The organism is Curtobacterium sp. Arg-1 (assembly GCF_025643395.1).
Taxonomy (GTDB): domain Bacteria; phylum Actinomycetota; class Actinomycetes; order Actinomycetales; family Microbacteriaceae; genus Curtobacterium; species Curtobacterium poinsettiae.
The window spans coordinates 2,683,662-2,697,986 of record NZ_CP095731.1; the positions used below are offsets into that span (position 1 = coordinate 2,683,662).

Below are 14,325 nucleotides of genomic sequence, written 5' to 3' on the forward strand. Positions count from 1 at the left end.
GGCTGCTGCCGGCGCGGGCTGGGCTGGGCTACATCGCCAGGGTCATGCCGACCACGGCGACGGTCATCGCGAAGACCTCGCCGCTGCGGACGGCTCGCCGGTCCTCGCGCCCCCACTCGTACCGGAGCAGCCAGCCACTGAAGGCGCAGTAGCCGATCACGCCGGCACCGAGCACCGCGGACAGCGCGATGCCGTGCCCGGCGTGGTCACCGGCGACGCCCGAGGCGTGGCCCATCAGCAGCATCCCCGCCATCACGACGGCGGAGAGCGCGCGGTGCACGTCCATCGGCTCCGCACGGCGGCCGTCGGCGCGGCGTCGACGCATGACGGGCAGCGGTGCGAGCAACAGCAGCAGGGTGGCGGCGAACAGGGTCCACACGGCGCCGGCGTCGACGACGGGCATGAGCATCGCGACGAGCATCACGCCCGCCGGCACGATCACGCCCGGACGCGGCCGGTAGCGGTCACCGACGATGCAGCACACGGACGCGAACTGCGGCACGACCAGCATGGCGTCGGCGACGGTCTCGTGCACGTGGGGCGTCCTCGGTGCGGCGGAGTGGTGCGGGTGGGGTCAGTCCTCGGCGCGGGCAGCGGCCTTGGCGGCACGCTCCTGCTTCACGCGGGCGTTCTCGGCGTGCACGGCGGCCTGCGTCGCACGCTCACGGACGAGCCACTCGGGCTTCTGCTCGAGCAACGTCTTGATGTCCGCCGTCGTCAGCGCGTCGTCGATCCCGGCGCGGCTCAGACCCGAGATCGAGATGCCGAGCTTCTGCGCCACGACGGGCCGCGGGTGCGGGCCGTCGCGTCGGAGGTCCTCGAGCCAGGTCGGGGGTTCGGTCCGGAGCTCGTCGAAGGCGGTCCGCGTGAGGGGAGCGCTCTGGAAGGACTCCGGAGCGGCCGTCAGCAAGATGCCGAGCTTCTTCGCAGCCGTCTCGGGCTTCATGGTCTGTTCCTGCGCCATGAGGACAAGGGTACGGCCCCTATGCTCGTCTGCATGACCGCGGCTCTCACCATCGCCTTCGTGCCGGGGGTCTCCCCCGCAAAGTGGGCCCGTGTCTGGCGGGATCGCTTCCCCTCCATCGAGCTCCGGCTGCGGCCGATCGGTGCCGACGACGTCGACGACACGCTGGCGGGCGAGGCTGACATGGTCTTCGCGCGCATGCCCGTGTCCGAGCGGCACAACGCCATCCCGCTCTGGACCGAGACGGCCGTCGTCGCGATGCCCAAGGACTCCCCCTCGCCGAACTCGCCGAGGTCGACCTCGCCGACGCCGAGGTCCACGTGATCGACGCGGGCCCGGTGCCCGCCGACATCGACGGATCGCTCGACCTGGTCGAGGCGAACGTCGGCGTCGTGGTGCTCCCCCAGTCGCTGTTCCGCGCCGCCAGCCGCAAGGACCTGGTCGGTCGTCCGCTCATGGACGCCGAGGGCACGCGCATCGCGCTGGTCTGGCGGGACGAGGACGCCACCGAGACCACCGAGGAGTTCATCGGCGTGGTGCGCGGGCGGACCGCCAACAGTTCGCGCCAGCCAGGAGGCCCGGATCGCGACGGCGACGACGACTCACGTCCGGCTCGTGGCGGCGCCAAGGCCGGCTCGGGCGCCAAGGGCGCGTCGGGCGGGTCGGGTGCGTCGGGCTCCAAGGGCGCCGGCGGCGCCGGCGGCAAGGCCAAGGCGAAGTCACCCGGCAGCGGCAAGTCCGGCGCCGGCAAGAAGTCCAACACCGGCAAGGGGCCCACGCCCGGACGCGGCAAGATGCGCGGCAAGCCGAGCCGGGGCTCCAAGGGCAGCCGATGACCGACACGCGGCTCGTCGCGATGCCGGCCACGCGCCTCCCGGCCTGGCTCCACCGCACGATGGCCGAGTACGTCGAGTCGCGGATGCAGGCGGGCGAGAGCCGCGAGCAGGCCGAGGCGAACGAGCAGCAGTCGCGGGACCGCTGGTTCCCGGACGGCTCCCCCGCTGACGGCCACCTGGTGTGGGAGGTCCTCGACCAGGACGACACCGTCGTCGGGTCGCTCTGGATCGGGTCGTTCACGACGGGCAGCACCGACTGGTGGGTGTTCGACGTCGAGATCGACGAGGCGCACCGGCGTCGCGGGCACGCCCGTCGCGCGCTCGAGCTCGGGCACCGCGCCGCTGCCGAACGCGGTGCGACGAGCATCGGGCTGAACGTGTTCGGCTACAACACGGGAGCGCAGGAGCTGTACGCGGCCCTCGGGTACCAGGTGACGTCGGCGCAGATGCGGAAGCCGCTGCGCTAGCGCAGGACGGCCGCGGGCGCGGCGCCGGTCACAACACCCCGCCTGCATGGCCCCGAGCGGTCACGAAGTGTCGGCTGGCCGCGCCCGGAACGACGTGTCGTGACCGCTCGGCGGAGACCAGCGGGGATTCGTGACCGTGTGGAGGTCCGCGTCAGCGCAGGACGGCTGCGGCGGCGCGGGTCACCCGGTCGCCGCGCGATTCCTCGGCTGCTGCACGGGCCCGGGCGATGACGACGGCGTCGGCGCGCTCGGCTGATCCGTGGTCGAACGGAGGCTGCGGGTCGTACTCGATCTGCAGCTGGATCGCCTCGGCCGCGGGGCGTCCGGCGAGCTCGGCCGCGAGCCACAGCGCCATGTCGATGCCCGCGCTCACCCCGGCGGCGGTGACGACGGCGCCGTCCCGAGCGATCCGGGCGTCGACCGGCTGCGCACCGAAGGCCTCGAGCATCGGCTTCGAGGCCCAGTGGGTCGTCGCGCGACGGCCGGCGAGCAGCCCGGCGGCGCCGAGCACGAAGGCCCCGGTGCACACCGACGTCATCCACGTGGCGTCCTCGGCCTGGCGCCGGACGAAGGCCACGACGTCCGGGTCGAGCATCGCGTCGAAGGCACCGTCACCGCCGGGGACGACCAGCACGTCCGCGGCGCCTGCATCCTGGATCGTCACGGTGGGGACGAGCGCGAGGCCGCAGTCGCTCGGCACGGGGTCGAGCGTCGCCGCGACGTACTCGACGCGCGCGCCGGGCACGCGGCTGAGCACCTGGGCCGGACCGGTCAGGTCCAGCTGGGTCAGGTGCGGGAACAGCAGGAACGCGATCCGGATCTCGTCGGCCATGTCGTGACCATAGTCCCGGCGCTCTCGTTCTCGTGCTCGTGGGCTCGGCCGTCAGTTCCAGACGCCCGAGGTCCCGCGCCGGTGGCTGCCGACCAGGTGGGTGTCGACGATGCCGAGCGCTTCCATCAGGGCGTACATCGTCGTCGGCCCGACGAAGGCGAAGCCGCGCTTCCGCAGCGCCTTCGACAGCGCGAGGGACTCGTCCGACTTCGTCGGGACCTCGGCGGAGGACCGAGGCTCGGGCGTGGTCGTCGGCCGGAACGACCACACGAAGCCGGCGAGCCCGCCGTCCTGCCGCAGGGCGATCGTGGCGTTCGCGTTGGTGATCGTGGCGAGGATCTTCGCGCGGTTCCGGACGATCCCCGCGTCGGCCATCAGCCGCTCGACGTCGTCCTCGCCGAAGGCCGCGACTATGTCGGCATCGAAGTCGGCGAAGGCTGCGCGGAACGCCGGTCGCTTCGCCAGGATCGTGCGCCACGACAGACCGGACTGGAACGCCTCGAGCGACAGCCGCTCGAACACCCCGCGTTCATCGCGCACGGGCATGCCCCACTCGGTGTCGTAGTAGGCGCGCAGCAGCTCGTCCGACGACGCCCAGACCGGCCGGGCCAGGCCGTCGTCACCGGTGACGAGGTCGGGCACGGGCGGGACGGCGACGGGCTCGGTGCTCATGCGACCATCCTGGCGGGCGCCCCCGACACCCCAAGACTCACTCGGCGGGCGGACCGTCCTGCGTCGCCTGCTCGTCCATCCACACGTACTCCCAGCGGTGTCCGTCCGGGTCGGTGAAGCTCCGCTGGTACATGAAGCCGAGGTCCATCTCCGGGCGGTCCTCGGTGCCGCCGGCTGCCACCGCGGCGTCGACGACACGGTGGACGTCCTCCTTCGACGGTGCGCTGAGCGAGTTGATGACCTCGATCGTGTCCGGACCGGCGATCGTCTTGTCGGTGAAGTCCGCGAACTTCGCCGTCGTCAGGATCATGACGGAGATCGTGTCGCTCACCACCACGCACGCCGCGGTGTCGTCGCTGAACGCCGGGTTGATCGAGTACCCGAGCGCCTCGTAGAACGCCTTCGAGCGCTCGAGGTCGATGACGGGCAGGTTGATGAAGACCATCGTTTCCATGGCGGTTCCTTTCGTTCCGCTCAACCTGGACCCAGCTGGATCAGCGCGCAACCGTTTCGTGGGGGAACCAACCGGTACGGGCGTCCGACGATGAGGGCTGAAACGACGAAGTCGCTGTCGTGCGACAGCGACTTCGTCGTTCTGCGTCAGGCCGGGGATGCCCGAGCCAGACGGGCTCAGGCCAGCTCGCGCCCCTCGCCCGCGGCACGCTGGTGTGCCTCGGCCTCAGCCTGGCCGATGATGTCCTCGGCGGGCACGGGGTTCAGGCGGTCCCAGAGGAAGAACAGCCCGCCGCCGACGAGCAGCGAGATCCCGACCCACAGGTTGATGTGGATCCCGCCGGTCTTCTCGGGGTCGGTGTTCCAGTGCACGATCCCGACGATGGTGGTGATCACGCCGTACAGGACGAACAGGCCGCCGAGGATGCGGCGCAGGTCGAGCCGGCGGGTGGAGCGGACCAGGGCAGCCTTCTGCTCCTCGGTCATCGCGCCGGGGGTGGTGGTGTCACTCATGAGCAGTGGTCTCCTTCGCGGATCAGAGGAACGGGAGGTACAGGACGACGCACAGCACGAGCGCGACGGTGCCGAGCAGCGCGGGCGAGCGGTACCAGGCGGTGTCCGTCGCAACCGAGTCGCCGTGCAGGTCGATCTTGCCGATGCCGTAGACGAGCCCGCCGAGTTCCTTCTCGTCCTTCGGCTTGGTCAGCATCGAGACGACGAAGCCGACGACCAGCACGGTGACGAACGAGATGATCGCGCCGTACAGGGTCTCCGCGGTGGCCGTGGCGAACAGGTCGGGGTTCACCAGGTACGCGATCCAGGTGATCGTCGGGGTCACGATGCCGAGGACGTAGCCCCACAGCGCACCCTGCGTCGTCATGCGCTTCCACAGCAGGCCGAGGATGAACACGGCGAACAGCGGTGCGTTGAAGAACGAGAACAGCGTCTGCATGTAGGTCATGATGTTCGACGCCTGGGCCGCGATGAACGCGGTCGCGATGCCGACCACGACGCCGACGACGGTGACCCAGCGGCCCGTCTTCAGGTAGTGCAGGTCGGGCATGTTCGGGCGGATGTAGCGCTGCCAGATGTCGTAGGTGAAGACGGTGTTGAACGACGAGACGTTCGCCGCCATGCCGGCCATGAACGATGCCAGCAGACCGGTCACCGCGATGCCGAGCACACCGGTCGGCAGGTACATCTGGATGAGCTTCGGGATCGCGTCGTTGTAGGTCAACGTGCCGTCGGCGAACTGGTTGCCCACCACGGCCGCGGCGATGAGGCCGGGGATGACGACGATGGCCGGGATGAAGAGCTTCGGGATCGCGGCGATGAGCGGGGTGCGGCGGGCCGCGGACATGTTCTTCGCCGAGAATGCACGCTGCACCTCGGTGAAGTTGGTGGTCCAGTAGCCGAACCCGAGCACGAAGCCCAGGCCGAGCACGATGGCGAGCCAGTTGGCACCGATCGGGTTGGTGACGTCACCGAAGCCGGTGCCGGCCCAGGCCTGCAGGTGCTGCACACCCTGGGTCTTGGTGATCGCCTTCGACAGGCCGTCCCACCCGCCGACGCGGTGCAGACCGACGATCGTCAGCGGGATGAGCCCGGCGATGATCACGAAGAACTGCATGACCTCGTTGTAGATCGCGCTCGAGAGTCCGCCGAGGGTGATGTAGACGAGCACGAAGCCCGCGGAGACGATGATCGCCAGCCACTCCGGCCAGCCGAGCATGGCCTCGATGACGATGGCCATCGCGTACAGGTTGATGCCCGCGATGAGCACGTTCGACACCGCGAACGCGATCGCGTTCACCAGGTGCGGCGCCTTGCCGAAGCGGCGCAGCATGAACTCCGGCACCGAGCGGACCTTCGAGCCGTAGTAGAACGGCATCATCACGAGGCCGAGGAACACCATCGCGGGCACGGCGCCGACGAGGTAGTAGTGCAGGGTGGCCATGCCGATCTGGGCACCGTTCGCCGCCATGCCGAGGATCTCGGTGGCACCGAGGTTCGCGGACACGAACGCCAGGCCCGTGATCCACGCCGGCATCGAGCGGCCGGACAGGAAGAAGTCCATGCTCGTCCGGACCTGCTTGCGGGCGGTGAACCCGATCCCGATGACGACCGCGAAGTACACGATGATCATCAGGTAGTCGACCCAGCCCAAGTCGAGCCGGATCCCTTCGTTCGCTGCAGCGAGAACCATTCACATCTCCACGTCAGTGTGTTGCAGTCGACAACTCTGCCGACCCGGACGAAGACGTTACACCGGTTTGTGACCGTTCACATAGCCCGCGCATGCATCGTCCGCGCCGCGCATCGCTCCCCCGGTTCGCTACGCTCGGCCCATGACCGACGCGTCGCGCATCCTCGTCCTCAACGGCCCGAACCTCGACATCCTCGGGCGCCGCGACCCGGAGCAGTACGGCACCGTGACGCTCGCCGAGATCGAGGCGATCGTGCACACCGAGGCGGCGGTGCACGGGCTCGAGGCCGACTTCCGCCAGACCAACCGCGAGGGCGAGCTGGTGGAGTGGCTGCACGAGGCGCTCGACGACTTCGCCGCGGTCGTGATCAACCCCGCCGCGTACGCGCACACCTCGGTCGCACTGCACGACGCGGTGGAGGCCCTGTGGGTCCCCGTCGTCGAGGTGCACCTGTCGAACACGTGGAAGCGCGAGCCGTTCCGCCACGTCGACCACGTCGCCACCGCCGCGACGGCGGTCATCGCCGGCGCGGGTGCCGACGGCTACCGACTGGCGGTCGCGCACGTCGCGTCCCTGCTCGCCTGACCCGCAGACGACCGGGAGGCCCGTGGCGGCGCCGCCACGGGCCTCCCGTCCGCCTGCTGCTCACGCCGGGTCGCGCCCGTTCCTTCCAATCGCACGCGCGATGCCAGGTGGTTCCGGGCGTCCCTGATGGGAACTTCCGACCAGGGACACCCGGAAGCACCGGGTACGCCCGGAAGGACGGGGCGCACGCGCGCGGATCAGAAGTCGGCGGGACGCCGCACGTCGGTGAGGCCTGCGGTGGCGAAGCCGCCACGGATCAGCGGTACGGCGCGGCGCACGGCCTGGTCGATGCGGAGCTCGAGGTCGACGCTCGCGATGTCGTAGCCACCCTCGCGCTTGGTGAAGTCCCGCTCGTTGCCGAACACCCCGAGCGGCAGCGTCGTGGACTGGAAGAAGCCGAACAACGGGCGCATCTGGTGCTCGACGAGCAGGGCGTGCCGGTCGCTGCCACCGGTGGCAGTGAGGAGCACCGGGGTGTCGACGAGGTCGTACTGGCCGACCCAGTCGAAGAACAGCTTGAAGGCGCCGGAGTAGGCCGCGCGGAAGGCCGGGCTGCCGACGACGAGCACGTCCGCGGCCTCCACCGTCTCGAGGGCCCGGCGGGTGCGGTCGGACATCGTCTCGCGACCCGAGGCCGCGCCGAGGTCGGCCAGCAGCGGGCCGATTTCGATCGTCTCGGTCCGGGCGCCGTCGATCTCCTCGGCCAACCGGGCCACCGTCGCCGCGACCAGGGTCGAGGTGCGCGAGGGGTCCGATGGGCTGCCACTGACGCCGACGACCAGTTCTCCGCTCATGCGGTCGATGCTCACACGCTGCCGGGGCGGGCGGCACGTTCGTGACGACATGTGTCGGGTGCCAGTCGGTCGGGGTAGCGTCCGCGCCATGCAGACCTTCCTGCCGTACGCCGACTTCCGGGCTTCCGCCGAGGTCCTCGACGACCGGCGGCTCGGCAAGCAGCGCGTCGAGACCCTGCAGGTGATGCGCGCACTGACGCTCCCTGACTACGGCTGGCAGCACCACCCGGTGACGGCGATGTGGCGCGGCTACCGTCCGGCGCTGATGGCGTACCAGGAGGCCACGTGCCGTGTCTGGGCCGAGCGCGGGTACGCCGACACGTGTCTCGAGAAGACCCTGCTCGACCTGGGCCGGTTCCCGGAGGACCTGGCGGCGTACGAGCGCGGCGACGTGCCGATCCCGCCGTGGAACGACGACGAGGCCCTGCACGTCTCACACCGGTCGAAGCTCGTGCAGAAGGCGCCCGAGCACTACCGGGAGCTGTTCCCGGACGTACCGGACGACCTTGCCTACGTCTGGCCGGGGACCCCCGAACCGGCGACGCCCACCGTCTGACCGTCAGGCGACCGCCCGGCTCTCAGGCGACCGGTATCCAGCGGCCGCCCTCGCGCCGGGTGACCACGTCGGAGCGGATCTCGACGACGTCGCGCAGCCCGTCGACGGTGGCGTCCCGCACGGCTGCGGCGGCCCGGTCGTCCTCGGCCTCGAAGCGCACGACGGCGCACGGCACACCGCGGAGCAGTCGGACGTCCTCGGCCTCGACCACGGCGTGTTCGCGCACCAGGGATGCTGCGGCGGGCAGGACGGCGTCCGGGGCCGTCCCGGGCGCGAGGGCACCGATCGCCAGGGTCACGCGGTACGAGGGCATGCACCGACGCTACCGGGGAACCGGAACCCGCCGTGGGCTGCAGGGGAACCGACGCCGCTGGAGGGGTGCGGACGTCGACCCACGGCGGGATCGCGGTGTACGGCGGGACACGACGACAGGGGAACGTCGCGCCCCGCGCCGGACGCCGATCAGGGGGTCGACATCCGGTCTGGGTCCACCGCGCGGCTCGGTTCAGGGGAACCGCACGGTGGTGGACCTCAAGGGTGTTCGGTGTCCTCTCGGTACCGGTCCGTCTCGGTCGGTGCAGGCATCGACCGGTGGGCGGCGGCTGGCCGGACCATCGGGAGCAGGGCACTCCCGGCGGTCGCGAGCGCTCCGACCACGGCGATGAGCCCGAGCGGGGCCGTGCCGAGGTCGTGCTGCGCTGCCAGGGCGAGCGCGACGAGGGTGGCCGGCGCCGGCAGGAGCTGCACCGCTCGGAAGCGGTCGTCCCGTCGTGTCCGGGCCACCATCACGTTCGCCATGACGACACTCTGACGCAGATCGGTTGTCCGCAGAAGAGGGGACACGTACCCAGAGATGGAGTAGAACGTCTAGTACACCTCAGCCGAGGGCGCGGACGGTCGCCACGGCGTCGGCCACGGCCCCCACGACGAACGGGACATCGCCGGCCGTGAGCGTCGCGTCGAACGTCAGACGGAGCCCGGTCCGGGCCACGTCCTCGGGGATCCCGAGCGCCGTGAGCACGTGCGAGGCTTCCGTGCTGCCCGCTGCGCAGGCGCTGCCCGACGACGACACGACGTCGCGCTGCTCGAGCTCGAGCAGGACGGTCTCGCCGTTGACGCCCGGGAAGCAGAACGACGCGTGCCCGGGCAGCCGGTGCTCCCGCGACCCGGAGACGAACGCACCGGGGACGGCGGCGAGCACGCCGTCGAGCACCGCGTCGCGCACCGTGGTCGCCGTGCCCGCCCCCGACCGCACCGACTCCGCCGCCAGCCCGAGCGCCGTGGCCACCGCCACCGCTCCGGCCACGTCCTCGGTGCCGGACCGCCGGCCCCGTTCCTGACCACCGCCGTGCAGCAGCGGCTCGAGCGGGACGCCGGAACCCACGGCGAGCACGCCGGTGCCCTTCGGAGCACCGAGCTTGTGCCCGGACAACGACAGCGCGTCGACGCCCAGGGTCCCGAGGCCGATCGGCAGCCAGGGCGCGGACTGCACGGCGTCGGTGTGGAACCGCGCCCCGACCTCGTGCGCCACCGCGGCGAGCACGGGGACGTCCTGCACGGTGCCGATCTCGTTGTCGGCGTGCGCGATCGAGACGAGCGTGGTGTCGGGGCGGAGCGCCGCGCGCAGCACCGCCGGGTCGACGCGGCCGTCCGGCCCGACGGGCAGCACGGTGACGTCGAAGTCGTGGAAGCGGGCGAGGTAGGCGCAGCTCTCGAGCACGGCCTCGTGCTCGATGGCGCTCGTGACCACGTGCCGACCGCGGGGCGCGGCGAGGGCGATCCCCTTGATCGCGGTGTTCGCCCCCTCGGTGCCGCCGGTGGTGAAGACGACCTCGGCGGGCCGGCACCCGAGCACCGCGGCGACGGCGGCCCGTGCGGCGGTGAGTCCTCGCGCGGCCTCGTCCCCGACCCCGTGCGTCGACGAGGGGTTGCCGAACACCCCCGTCAGGTAGGGCCACATCGCCTCGAGCACCTCGCGGCGGACCGGGGTGGTGGCCGCGCGGTCCAGGTAGAACACGACTAGTCCTGCACGGGCACCGCGACGTGCTCGGGCACCGCGACGTCGATGTCGAGCCCCAGGTCGAGCGCCCGCGCCGAGTGGGTCAGCGCCCCGACCGAGATGACGTCGACGCCGGTGGCCGCGATCGCCGCGACGGTGTCGAGCGACACGCCTCCCGAGGCCTCGACGAGCGCGCGCCCGGCGACGATCCCGACCCCGGTCACCAGGTCGTCGGGGGTGAAGTTGTCGAGCATGACCGTGTCGACCCCGGCCGCGACGACTGCTTCGATCTGGTCGATGCGGTCGACCTCGACCTCCACGTGCACGGTGTGCCCGAGCCGCTGGCGGGCCTGGGCGATCGCGTCGCCGATGCCGATCCCGCCGGCCAGGAGCACCGCCAGGTGGTTGTCCTTGGCGAGCACGGCGTCGGAGAGCGAGGTGCGGTGGTTGTGTCCGCCACCACACCGGACGGCGTACCGCTCGAGTGCCCGGAGGCCCGGCGTCGTCTTCCGGGTGTCGACGATCCGCGCAGCGGTGCCCGCGGCGGCGGCGACGTGGGCCGCGGTGACCGTGGCGATGCCCGACATCCGCTGCACCAGGTTGAGGGCGACCCGTTCGGCCCGCAGCACGGCCCGCGCCGACCCGGTCACGGTCGCGAGGACGTCGCCCGCCGCGAAGTGCGTGCCGTCGGCGACGTGCACCACAGCCTGGATCGACGGGTCGACGGCGTGCATCACGGCGACGAACACCGCGCCGCCGCTCAGCACGCCCGGCTCGCGCGCGCCGAGGGTCGCCGTCGCGGTCGCCTCCACGGGGATCAGGGTCTCGCTGGTGACGTCGCCCCAGGGCGCGTCCTCCTCGAGCGCGGTCTCGATCACGCGACGGAGCGCGTGCGGCGGGATGGTGCCGGGGTCGGTGGTCATGCGGGTACCTCCTGCGGGACGGCTGCGGAACCGTCGGCGCGTTCGTGGGCGTGCTGGTCGGGACCGGCGTCGGTGCGGTCGGCGACCCAGGCGTACGAGGCCGGGGCGGTGGGGTCGGTGTCGGGGTGGTCGGTGCGGGCGTGCGCCCCGCGGGACTCGGTGCGGGCCTCGGCGGCGAGCGCGACGAGTCGGGCCAGGTCGAGGAGCGCACGGTCCTCGTGCTCACGCACGCCGCCGCCGGTCGGCGCGGTCAGCGCGTCGAGGTCGCGGCGCGCGCTCGCCAGCCCGACGGCGTCACGGAGCAGGCCGACGCGGTCCGTCATGACGGACTGGACCGCCTGCCGGACGGCACCGGCGTCGTCGAGGTGGGTCGCGCCTCCAGGCCGGGTCGGACTGGGCCCACGCCTGCCGGTTCCGGCGCGCTGCGGAGCCTGCGGAGCGGCGTGACGGCCGAGCAGGTGGGGGGAGGAAGGGGTCGCGTCGGCCGCTCGGGGCACGCTGGTGACGTGGAGACCGGCGTCCCCGCGCAGGCGGAGCAGGCCGGGTCGCGGTGCGGCGACCGCGTCCGCTGCGCGGACCGCGAAGACGAGCCCCTCGAGCAGGGAGTTCGAGGCGAGCCGGTTGGCGCCGTGGACCCCGGTGCAGGCGGCTTCACCGACGGCGAGGAGTCCGGGCAGGCTGGTGCGGCCCTCGGCGTCGGTGGCGATGCCGCCCATCGAGTAGTGCGCGGCCGGTGCGACCGGGACGCCCTCGCGGGTCCAGTCGAACCCGGCGGCGCGGGTGGCCCGGGTGAGTCCGGGGAACCGGGTGACCAGGAACCCGGCGTCGAGGCCGGTGGCGTCGAGGAGCACGGGTGCGCCGCCCTGGTCGCGCACCGCGGCGGCGATCCCGCGGGCGACGACGTCACGGGGGGCGAGCTCGGCGTCCGGGTGCACGTCCGTCATGAAGCGGTGTCCGGCGGCGTCGCGGAGGACGGCACCTTCACCGCGGACGGCTTCGGACACCAGGCCGCCGCCGGGGACCGCCAGCCGCGTCGGGTGGAACTGGACGAACTCCAGGTCGGCGAGTACGGCGCCGGCTCGCCAGGCGGCGGCGACCCCGTCGCCCGTCGCCACCAGGGGGTTCGTCGTCTCGCGGTACAGGTGCCCCGCTCCCCCGGACGCGATGACGACGGCGTCCGCGTCGAGCCGGCGGGGTTCTCCGAGCAGGTCCAGGACGTCGGCGCCGACGACTGCCCCGTCACGGACGACGAGGTCGGTCAGGCTGGTGCGCTCCAGGATCGTGACGTGCCGTCGGTGCAGTGCCGCGATGAGGGTGCGCTCGACGGCGGCCCCGGTCGCGTCGCCGTCGGCGTGCACGACGCGCCACCGGCCGTGCGCGGCTTCACGACCGCGGGCCAGGTCGTCGCCGTACCGGTCGAGGGTCGCCGGGTCCGACGACCGGTCGAAGGGCACGCCGAGGGCGAGCAGGTCGCGGACGCGGGCCGGGCCGTCGGTGCACAGGACCTCGACGGCACGCGCGTCGGCACTGCCGGCCGCGGCGACGTGGGTGTCGGCCTGGTGCAGTGCCGCGGAGTCGTCGGCACCGAGCGCCACCGCGATGCCGCCCTGGGCGTACGCGGTGGCGCTGTCGGCGAGCGCCCCCTTCGTCACGAGGGTGACGTCGTGCAGGGCACTGGCGCGGATCGCTGCGGTCAGCCCGGCGATGCCGGAGCCGACGATGACGACGTGCACGGTGGTCTCCCTCGTTCGGTCGGACTCGTGTGTCAGCCGCGGGGCTTCGCCGCGAGCATGCGCTCGAGCGCGACCTTGGCGTCGGCCTGCACGTCGGCGGGGACGACGATCTCGTTGAGGACCTCGCCGCGGACGAGTGCCTCGAGCACCCAGGCGAGGTAGCCCGGGTGGATCCGGTACATCGTCGAGCAGGGGCAGACGACCGGGTCGAGGCAGAAGATCGTGTGCTGCGGGTACTCGGCGGCGAGCCGGTTCACCATGTTGATCTCGGTGCCGATCGCGAAGGTCGTCGGTTCGGTGGCGGCAGCGACGGTCTTCCGGATCAGGTCGGTACTGCCGGCGTGGTCGGCAGCGTCGACGACGGCCATCGGGCACTCCGGGTGCACGATGACCCGCACACCCGGGTGCTCGCGGCGGGCCCGGTCGATCTGGTCGACCGTGAAGCGACGGTGCACCGAGCAGAAGCCGTGCCAGAGGATGACCTTCGCCGCTTCGAGTTCACTCGTCTCGTTGCCGCCGAGGGGCTTCCGGGGGTTCCACATCGGCATCAGGTCGGTGCTGATGCCCATCGCCTTCGCGGTGTTGCGGCCGAGGTGCTGGTCGGGGAAGAACAGGACGCGCTGCCCGCGCTCGAAGGCCCACTCGAGCACCGTCGCTGCGTTCGACGAGGTGCAGACGATGCCGCCGTTGCGCCCGCAGAAGGCCTTGAGGTCGGCGGCGGAGTTCATGTAGGTGACCGGGATCACGGGCACGCGGCCGTCGGCGGCGGGCTCGGTGCCGTACACGGCGGTGAGCTCGGCCCACGCGGCCTCGACGCTGTCGATGTCAGCCATGTCCGCCATCGAGCAGCCGGCGGCCAGGTTCGGCAGGATCACGCGCTGGTCGTCGCGCGCCAGGATGTCGGCGGTCTCGGCCATGAAGTGCACGCCGCAGAACACGATCGCCTCGGCGTCGGGCTTGGTCAGGGCGGCGTTCGCGAGCTGGAACGAGTCACCGAGGAAGTCCGCGTGCCGGACGACCTCGTCGCGCTGGTAGAAGTGCCCGAGGACGACGACCCGGTCGCCGAGGGTGGCCTTCGCCCGCTCGATGCGCTCGTGGAGCTCGTCGGTCGGGGCCGTCTTGTACTCGTCGGGCAGGACGCCCTGGCGCGGGGCACTCGTCGGGATGACGTCGGACATCGACGATCCCGGGCCGTACCCGGGGCGGGAGTCGAAGTCCCACGTCGGCATCGCGAGGTCGGGCGTGCAGGTGCTGCCGCCGGCCTTGCCGTTGGAGATGAGCTCGATCGTCGTGGCGATGGACAC

The 14,325-nt window shown here is 72.0% G+C and carries 19 protein-coding genes; 5 read left to right on the forward strand and 14 right to left on the reverse strand.

Translation table 11 applies throughout. The annotated features are described in order from the left end of the window. Positions 1-28: 28 nt before the first annotated feature. Both MXD64_RS12675 and MXD64_RS12680 read right to left on the reverse strand, forming a co-directional pair. Positions 29-535, reverse strand: a complete 507-nt coding sequence (locus MXD64_RS12675) for a hypothetical protein (RefSeq protein ID WP_017888550.1) — start codon at positions 533-535, stop codon at positions 29-31. Positions 536-574: 39 nt separating this feature from the next. After that, on the reverse strand, positions 575-964 hold the full coding sequence (locus MXD64_RS12680) for a DUF5997 family protein (protein ID WP_017888549.1): 390 nt from the start codon (positions 962-964) through the stop codon (positions 575-577). Between the two features lie 33 nt (positions 965-997). On the opposite strand from MXD64_RS12680, the gene MXD64_RS12685 reads away from it, so the two are divergent. Genes MXD64_RS12685 through MXD64_RS12695 form a run of 3 tightly spaced genes read left to right on the forward strand, consistent with a single transcriptional unit; the run spans position 998 to position 2,267 of the window. Then, on the forward strand, positions 998-1,288 hold the full coding sequence (locus MXD64_RS12685; protein ID WP_263136536.1) for a LysR family transcriptional regulator substrate-binding protein: 291 nt from the start codon (positions 998-1,000) through the stop codon (positions 1,286-1,288). 14 nt (positions 1,289-1,302) lie between these two features. Next, positions 1,303-1,800 (forward strand): hypothetical protein, encoded by a 498-nt coding sequence (locus tag MXD64_RS12690; RefSeq protein WP_263136537.1) that lies wholly within the window; start codon positions 1,303-1,305, stop codon positions 1,798-1,800. Continuing rightward, positions 1,797-2,267: a GNAT family N-acetyltransferase gene (locus MXD64_RS12695; RefSeq protein WP_263136538.1), complete on the forward strand. Its 471-nt coding sequence runs from the start codon at positions 1,797-1,799 to the stop codon at positions 2,265-2,267. The genes MXD64_RS12690 and MXD64_RS12695 overlap by 4 nt, the downstream gene beginning before the upstream one ends. A 151-nt stretch (positions 2,268-2,418) precedes the next feature. On the opposite strand, the gene MXD64_RS12700 is transcribed toward MXD64_RS12695, so the two are convergent. The 5 genes from MXD64_RS12700 to MXD64_RS12720 all read right to left on the reverse strand — a co-directional run bounded on the left by MXD64_RS12700 (position 2,419) and on the right by MXD64_RS12720 (position 6,430). Then, entirely contained in the window at positions 2,419-3,099 is a 681-nt protein-coding gene (locus MXD64_RS12700; protein WP_017888546.1) for a DJ-1/PfpI family protein, read from the reverse strand. A 51-nt stretch (positions 3,100-3,150) separates the two neighbouring features. Further along, positions 3,151-3,771, reverse strand: a complete 621-nt coding sequence (locus tag MXD64_RS12705) for a DNA-3-methyladenine glycosylase I (protein WP_263136539.1) — start codon at positions 3,769-3,771, stop codon at positions 3,151-3,153. Between the two features lie 37 nt (positions 3,772-3,808). Further along, positions 3,809-4,225, reverse strand: coding sequence for a VOC family protein (locus MXD64_RS12710; RefSeq protein WP_214518808.1), 417 nt, complete (start codon positions 4,223-4,225; stop codon positions 3,809-3,811). A gap of 176 nt (positions 4,226-4,401) precedes the next feature. Beyond that, positions 4,402-4,737: a hypothetical protein gene (locus MXD64_RS12715; RefSeq protein WP_017888543.1), complete on the reverse strand. Its 336-nt coding sequence runs from the start codon at positions 4,735-4,737 to the stop codon at positions 4,402-4,404. 22 nt (positions 4,738-4,759) lie between these two features. Beyond that, a complete protein-coding gene (locus tag MXD64_RS12720; protein WP_017888542.1) occupies positions 4,760-6,430 on the reverse strand; it encodes a sodium:solute symporter family protein in 1,671 nt (556 codons plus the stop codon). Between the two features lie 142 nt (positions 6,431-6,572). Here MXD64_RS12720 and aroQ point away from each other — a divergent pair, with 142 nt between their 5' ends. Continuing rightward, positions 6,573-7,016, forward strand: a complete 444-nt coding sequence (aroQ, locus tag MXD64_RS12725; protein WP_017888541.1) for a type II 3-dehydroquinate dehydratase — start codon at positions 6,573-6,575, stop codon at positions 7,014-7,016. A 197-nt stretch (positions 7,017-7,213) separates the two neighbouring features. Here aroQ and MXD64_RS12730 read toward each other — a convergent pair whose 3' ends face one another. Then, positions 7,214-7,810 (reverse strand): NAD(P)H-dependent oxidoreductase, encoded by a 597-nt coding sequence (locus MXD64_RS12730; protein ID WP_056071056.1) that lies wholly within the window; start codon positions 7,808-7,810, stop codon positions 7,214-7,216. 88 nt (positions 7,811-7,898) lie between these two features. On the opposite strand from MXD64_RS12730, the gene MXD64_RS12735 reads away from it, so the two are divergent. Beyond that, complete coding sequence (locus MXD64_RS12735) at positions 7,899-8,366, forward strand: MSMEG_6728 family protein (RefSeq protein ID WP_071252022.1); 468 nt, start codon at positions 7,899-7,901, stop codon at positions 8,364-8,366. A 22-nt stretch (positions 8,367-8,388) separates the two neighbouring features. On the opposite strand, the gene MXD64_RS12740 is transcribed toward MXD64_RS12735, so the two are convergent. The 6 genes from MXD64_RS12740 to nadA form a co-directional block, all read right to left on the reverse strand. Beyond that, positions 8,389-8,679 (reverse strand): hypothetical protein, encoded by a 291-nt coding sequence (locus MXD64_RS12740; RefSeq protein WP_259575936.1) that lies wholly within the window; start codon positions 8,677-8,679, stop codon positions 8,389-8,391. 218 nt (positions 8,680-8,897) lie between these two features. Next, entirely contained in the window at positions 8,898-9,164 is a 267-nt protein-coding gene (locus MXD64_RS12745; RefSeq protein ID WP_017888537.1) for a hypothetical protein, read from the reverse strand. 79 nt (positions 9,165-9,243) lie between these two features. After that, positions 9,244-10,383 carry a cysteine desulfurase family protein gene (locus tag MXD64_RS12750; protein WP_263136540.1) on the reverse strand — a complete coding sequence of 380 codons (1,140 nt, stop codon included), beginning with the start codon at positions 10,381-10,383 and terminating at the stop codon, positions 9,244-9,246. 2 nt (positions 10,384-10,385) lie between these two features. Then, positions 10,386-11,288 carry a carboxylating nicotinate-nucleotide diphosphorylase gene (gene nadC, locus MXD64_RS12755; protein WP_017888535.1) on the reverse strand — a complete coding sequence of 301 codons (903 nt, stop codon included), beginning with the start codon at positions 11,286-11,288 and terminating at the stop codon, positions 10,386-10,388. Further along, positions 11,285-13,021 (reverse strand): L-aspartate oxidase, encoded by a 1,737-nt coding sequence (locus MXD64_RS12760; protein ID WP_263136541.1) that lies wholly within the window; start codon positions 13,019-13,021, stop codon positions 11,285-11,287. The genes nadC and MXD64_RS12760 overlap by 4 nt, the downstream gene beginning before the upstream one ends. A 32-nt stretch (positions 13,022-13,053) precedes the next feature. After that, positions 13,054-14,325 (reverse strand): quinolinate synthase NadA, encoded by a 1,272-nt coding sequence (nadA, locus tag MXD64_RS12765; protein ID WP_263136542.1) that lies wholly within the window; start codon positions 14,323-14,325, stop codon positions 13,054-13,056.

Bases quoted from the DNA above. Each gene is read 5' to 3' on its own strand.
- MXD64_RS12680 (WP_017888549.1), bottom strand. From the start codon at position 964: ATGGCGCAGGAACAGACCATGAAGCCCGAGACGGCTGCGAAGAAGCTC.
- MXD64_RS12685 (WP_263136536.1), top strand. From the start codon at position 998: ATGACCGCGGCTCTCACCATCGCCTTCGTGCCGGGGGTCTCCCCCGCA.
- MXD64_RS12695 (WP_263136538.1), top strand. From the start codon at position 1,797: ATGACCGACACGCGGCTCGTCGCGATGCCGGCCACGCGCCTCCCGGCC.
- MXD64_RS12700 (WP_017888546.1), bottom strand. From the start codon at position 3,099: ATGGCCGACGAGATCCGGATCGCGTTCCTGCTGTTCCCGCACCTGACC.
- MXD64_RS12705 (WP_263136539.1), bottom strand. From the start codon at position 3,771: ATGAGCACCGAGCCCGTCGCCGTCCCGCCCGTGCCCGACCTCGTCACC.
- MXD64_RS12710 (WP_214518808.1), bottom strand. From the start codon at position 4,225: ATGGAAACGATGGTCTTCATCAACCTGCCCGTCATCGACCTCGAGCGC.
- MXD64_RS12715 (WP_017888543.1), bottom strand. From the start codon at position 4,737: ATGAGTGACACCACCACCCCCGGCGCGATGACCGAGGAGCAGAAGGCT.
- MXD64_RS12720 (WP_017888542.1), bottom strand. From the start codon at position 6,430: ATGGTTCTCGCTGCAGCGAACGAAGGGATCCGGCTCGACTTGGGCTGG.
- aroQ (WP_017888541.1), top strand. From the start codon at position 6,573: ATGACCGACGCGTCGCGCATCCTCGTCCTCAACGGCCCGAACCTCGAC.
- MXD64_RS12730 (WP_056071056.1), bottom strand. From the start codon at position 7,810: ATGAGCGGAGAACTGGTCGTCGGCGTCAGTGGCAGCCCATCGGACCCC.
- MXD64_RS12735 (WP_071252022.1), top strand. From the start codon at position 7,899: ATGCAGACCTTCCTGCCGTACGCCGACTTCCGGGCTTCCGCCGAGGTC.
- MXD64_RS12740 (WP_259575936.1), bottom strand. From the start codon at position 8,679: ATGCCCTCGTACCGCGTGACCCTGGCGATCGGTGCCCTCGCGCCCGGG.
- MXD64_RS12745 (WP_017888537.1), bottom strand. From the start codon at position 9,164: ATGGCGAACGTGATGGTGGCCCGGACACGACGGGACGACCGCTTCCGA.
- nadC (WP_017888535.1), bottom strand. From the start codon at position 11,288: ATGACCACCGACCCCGGCACCATCCCGCCGCACGCGCTCCGTCGCGTG.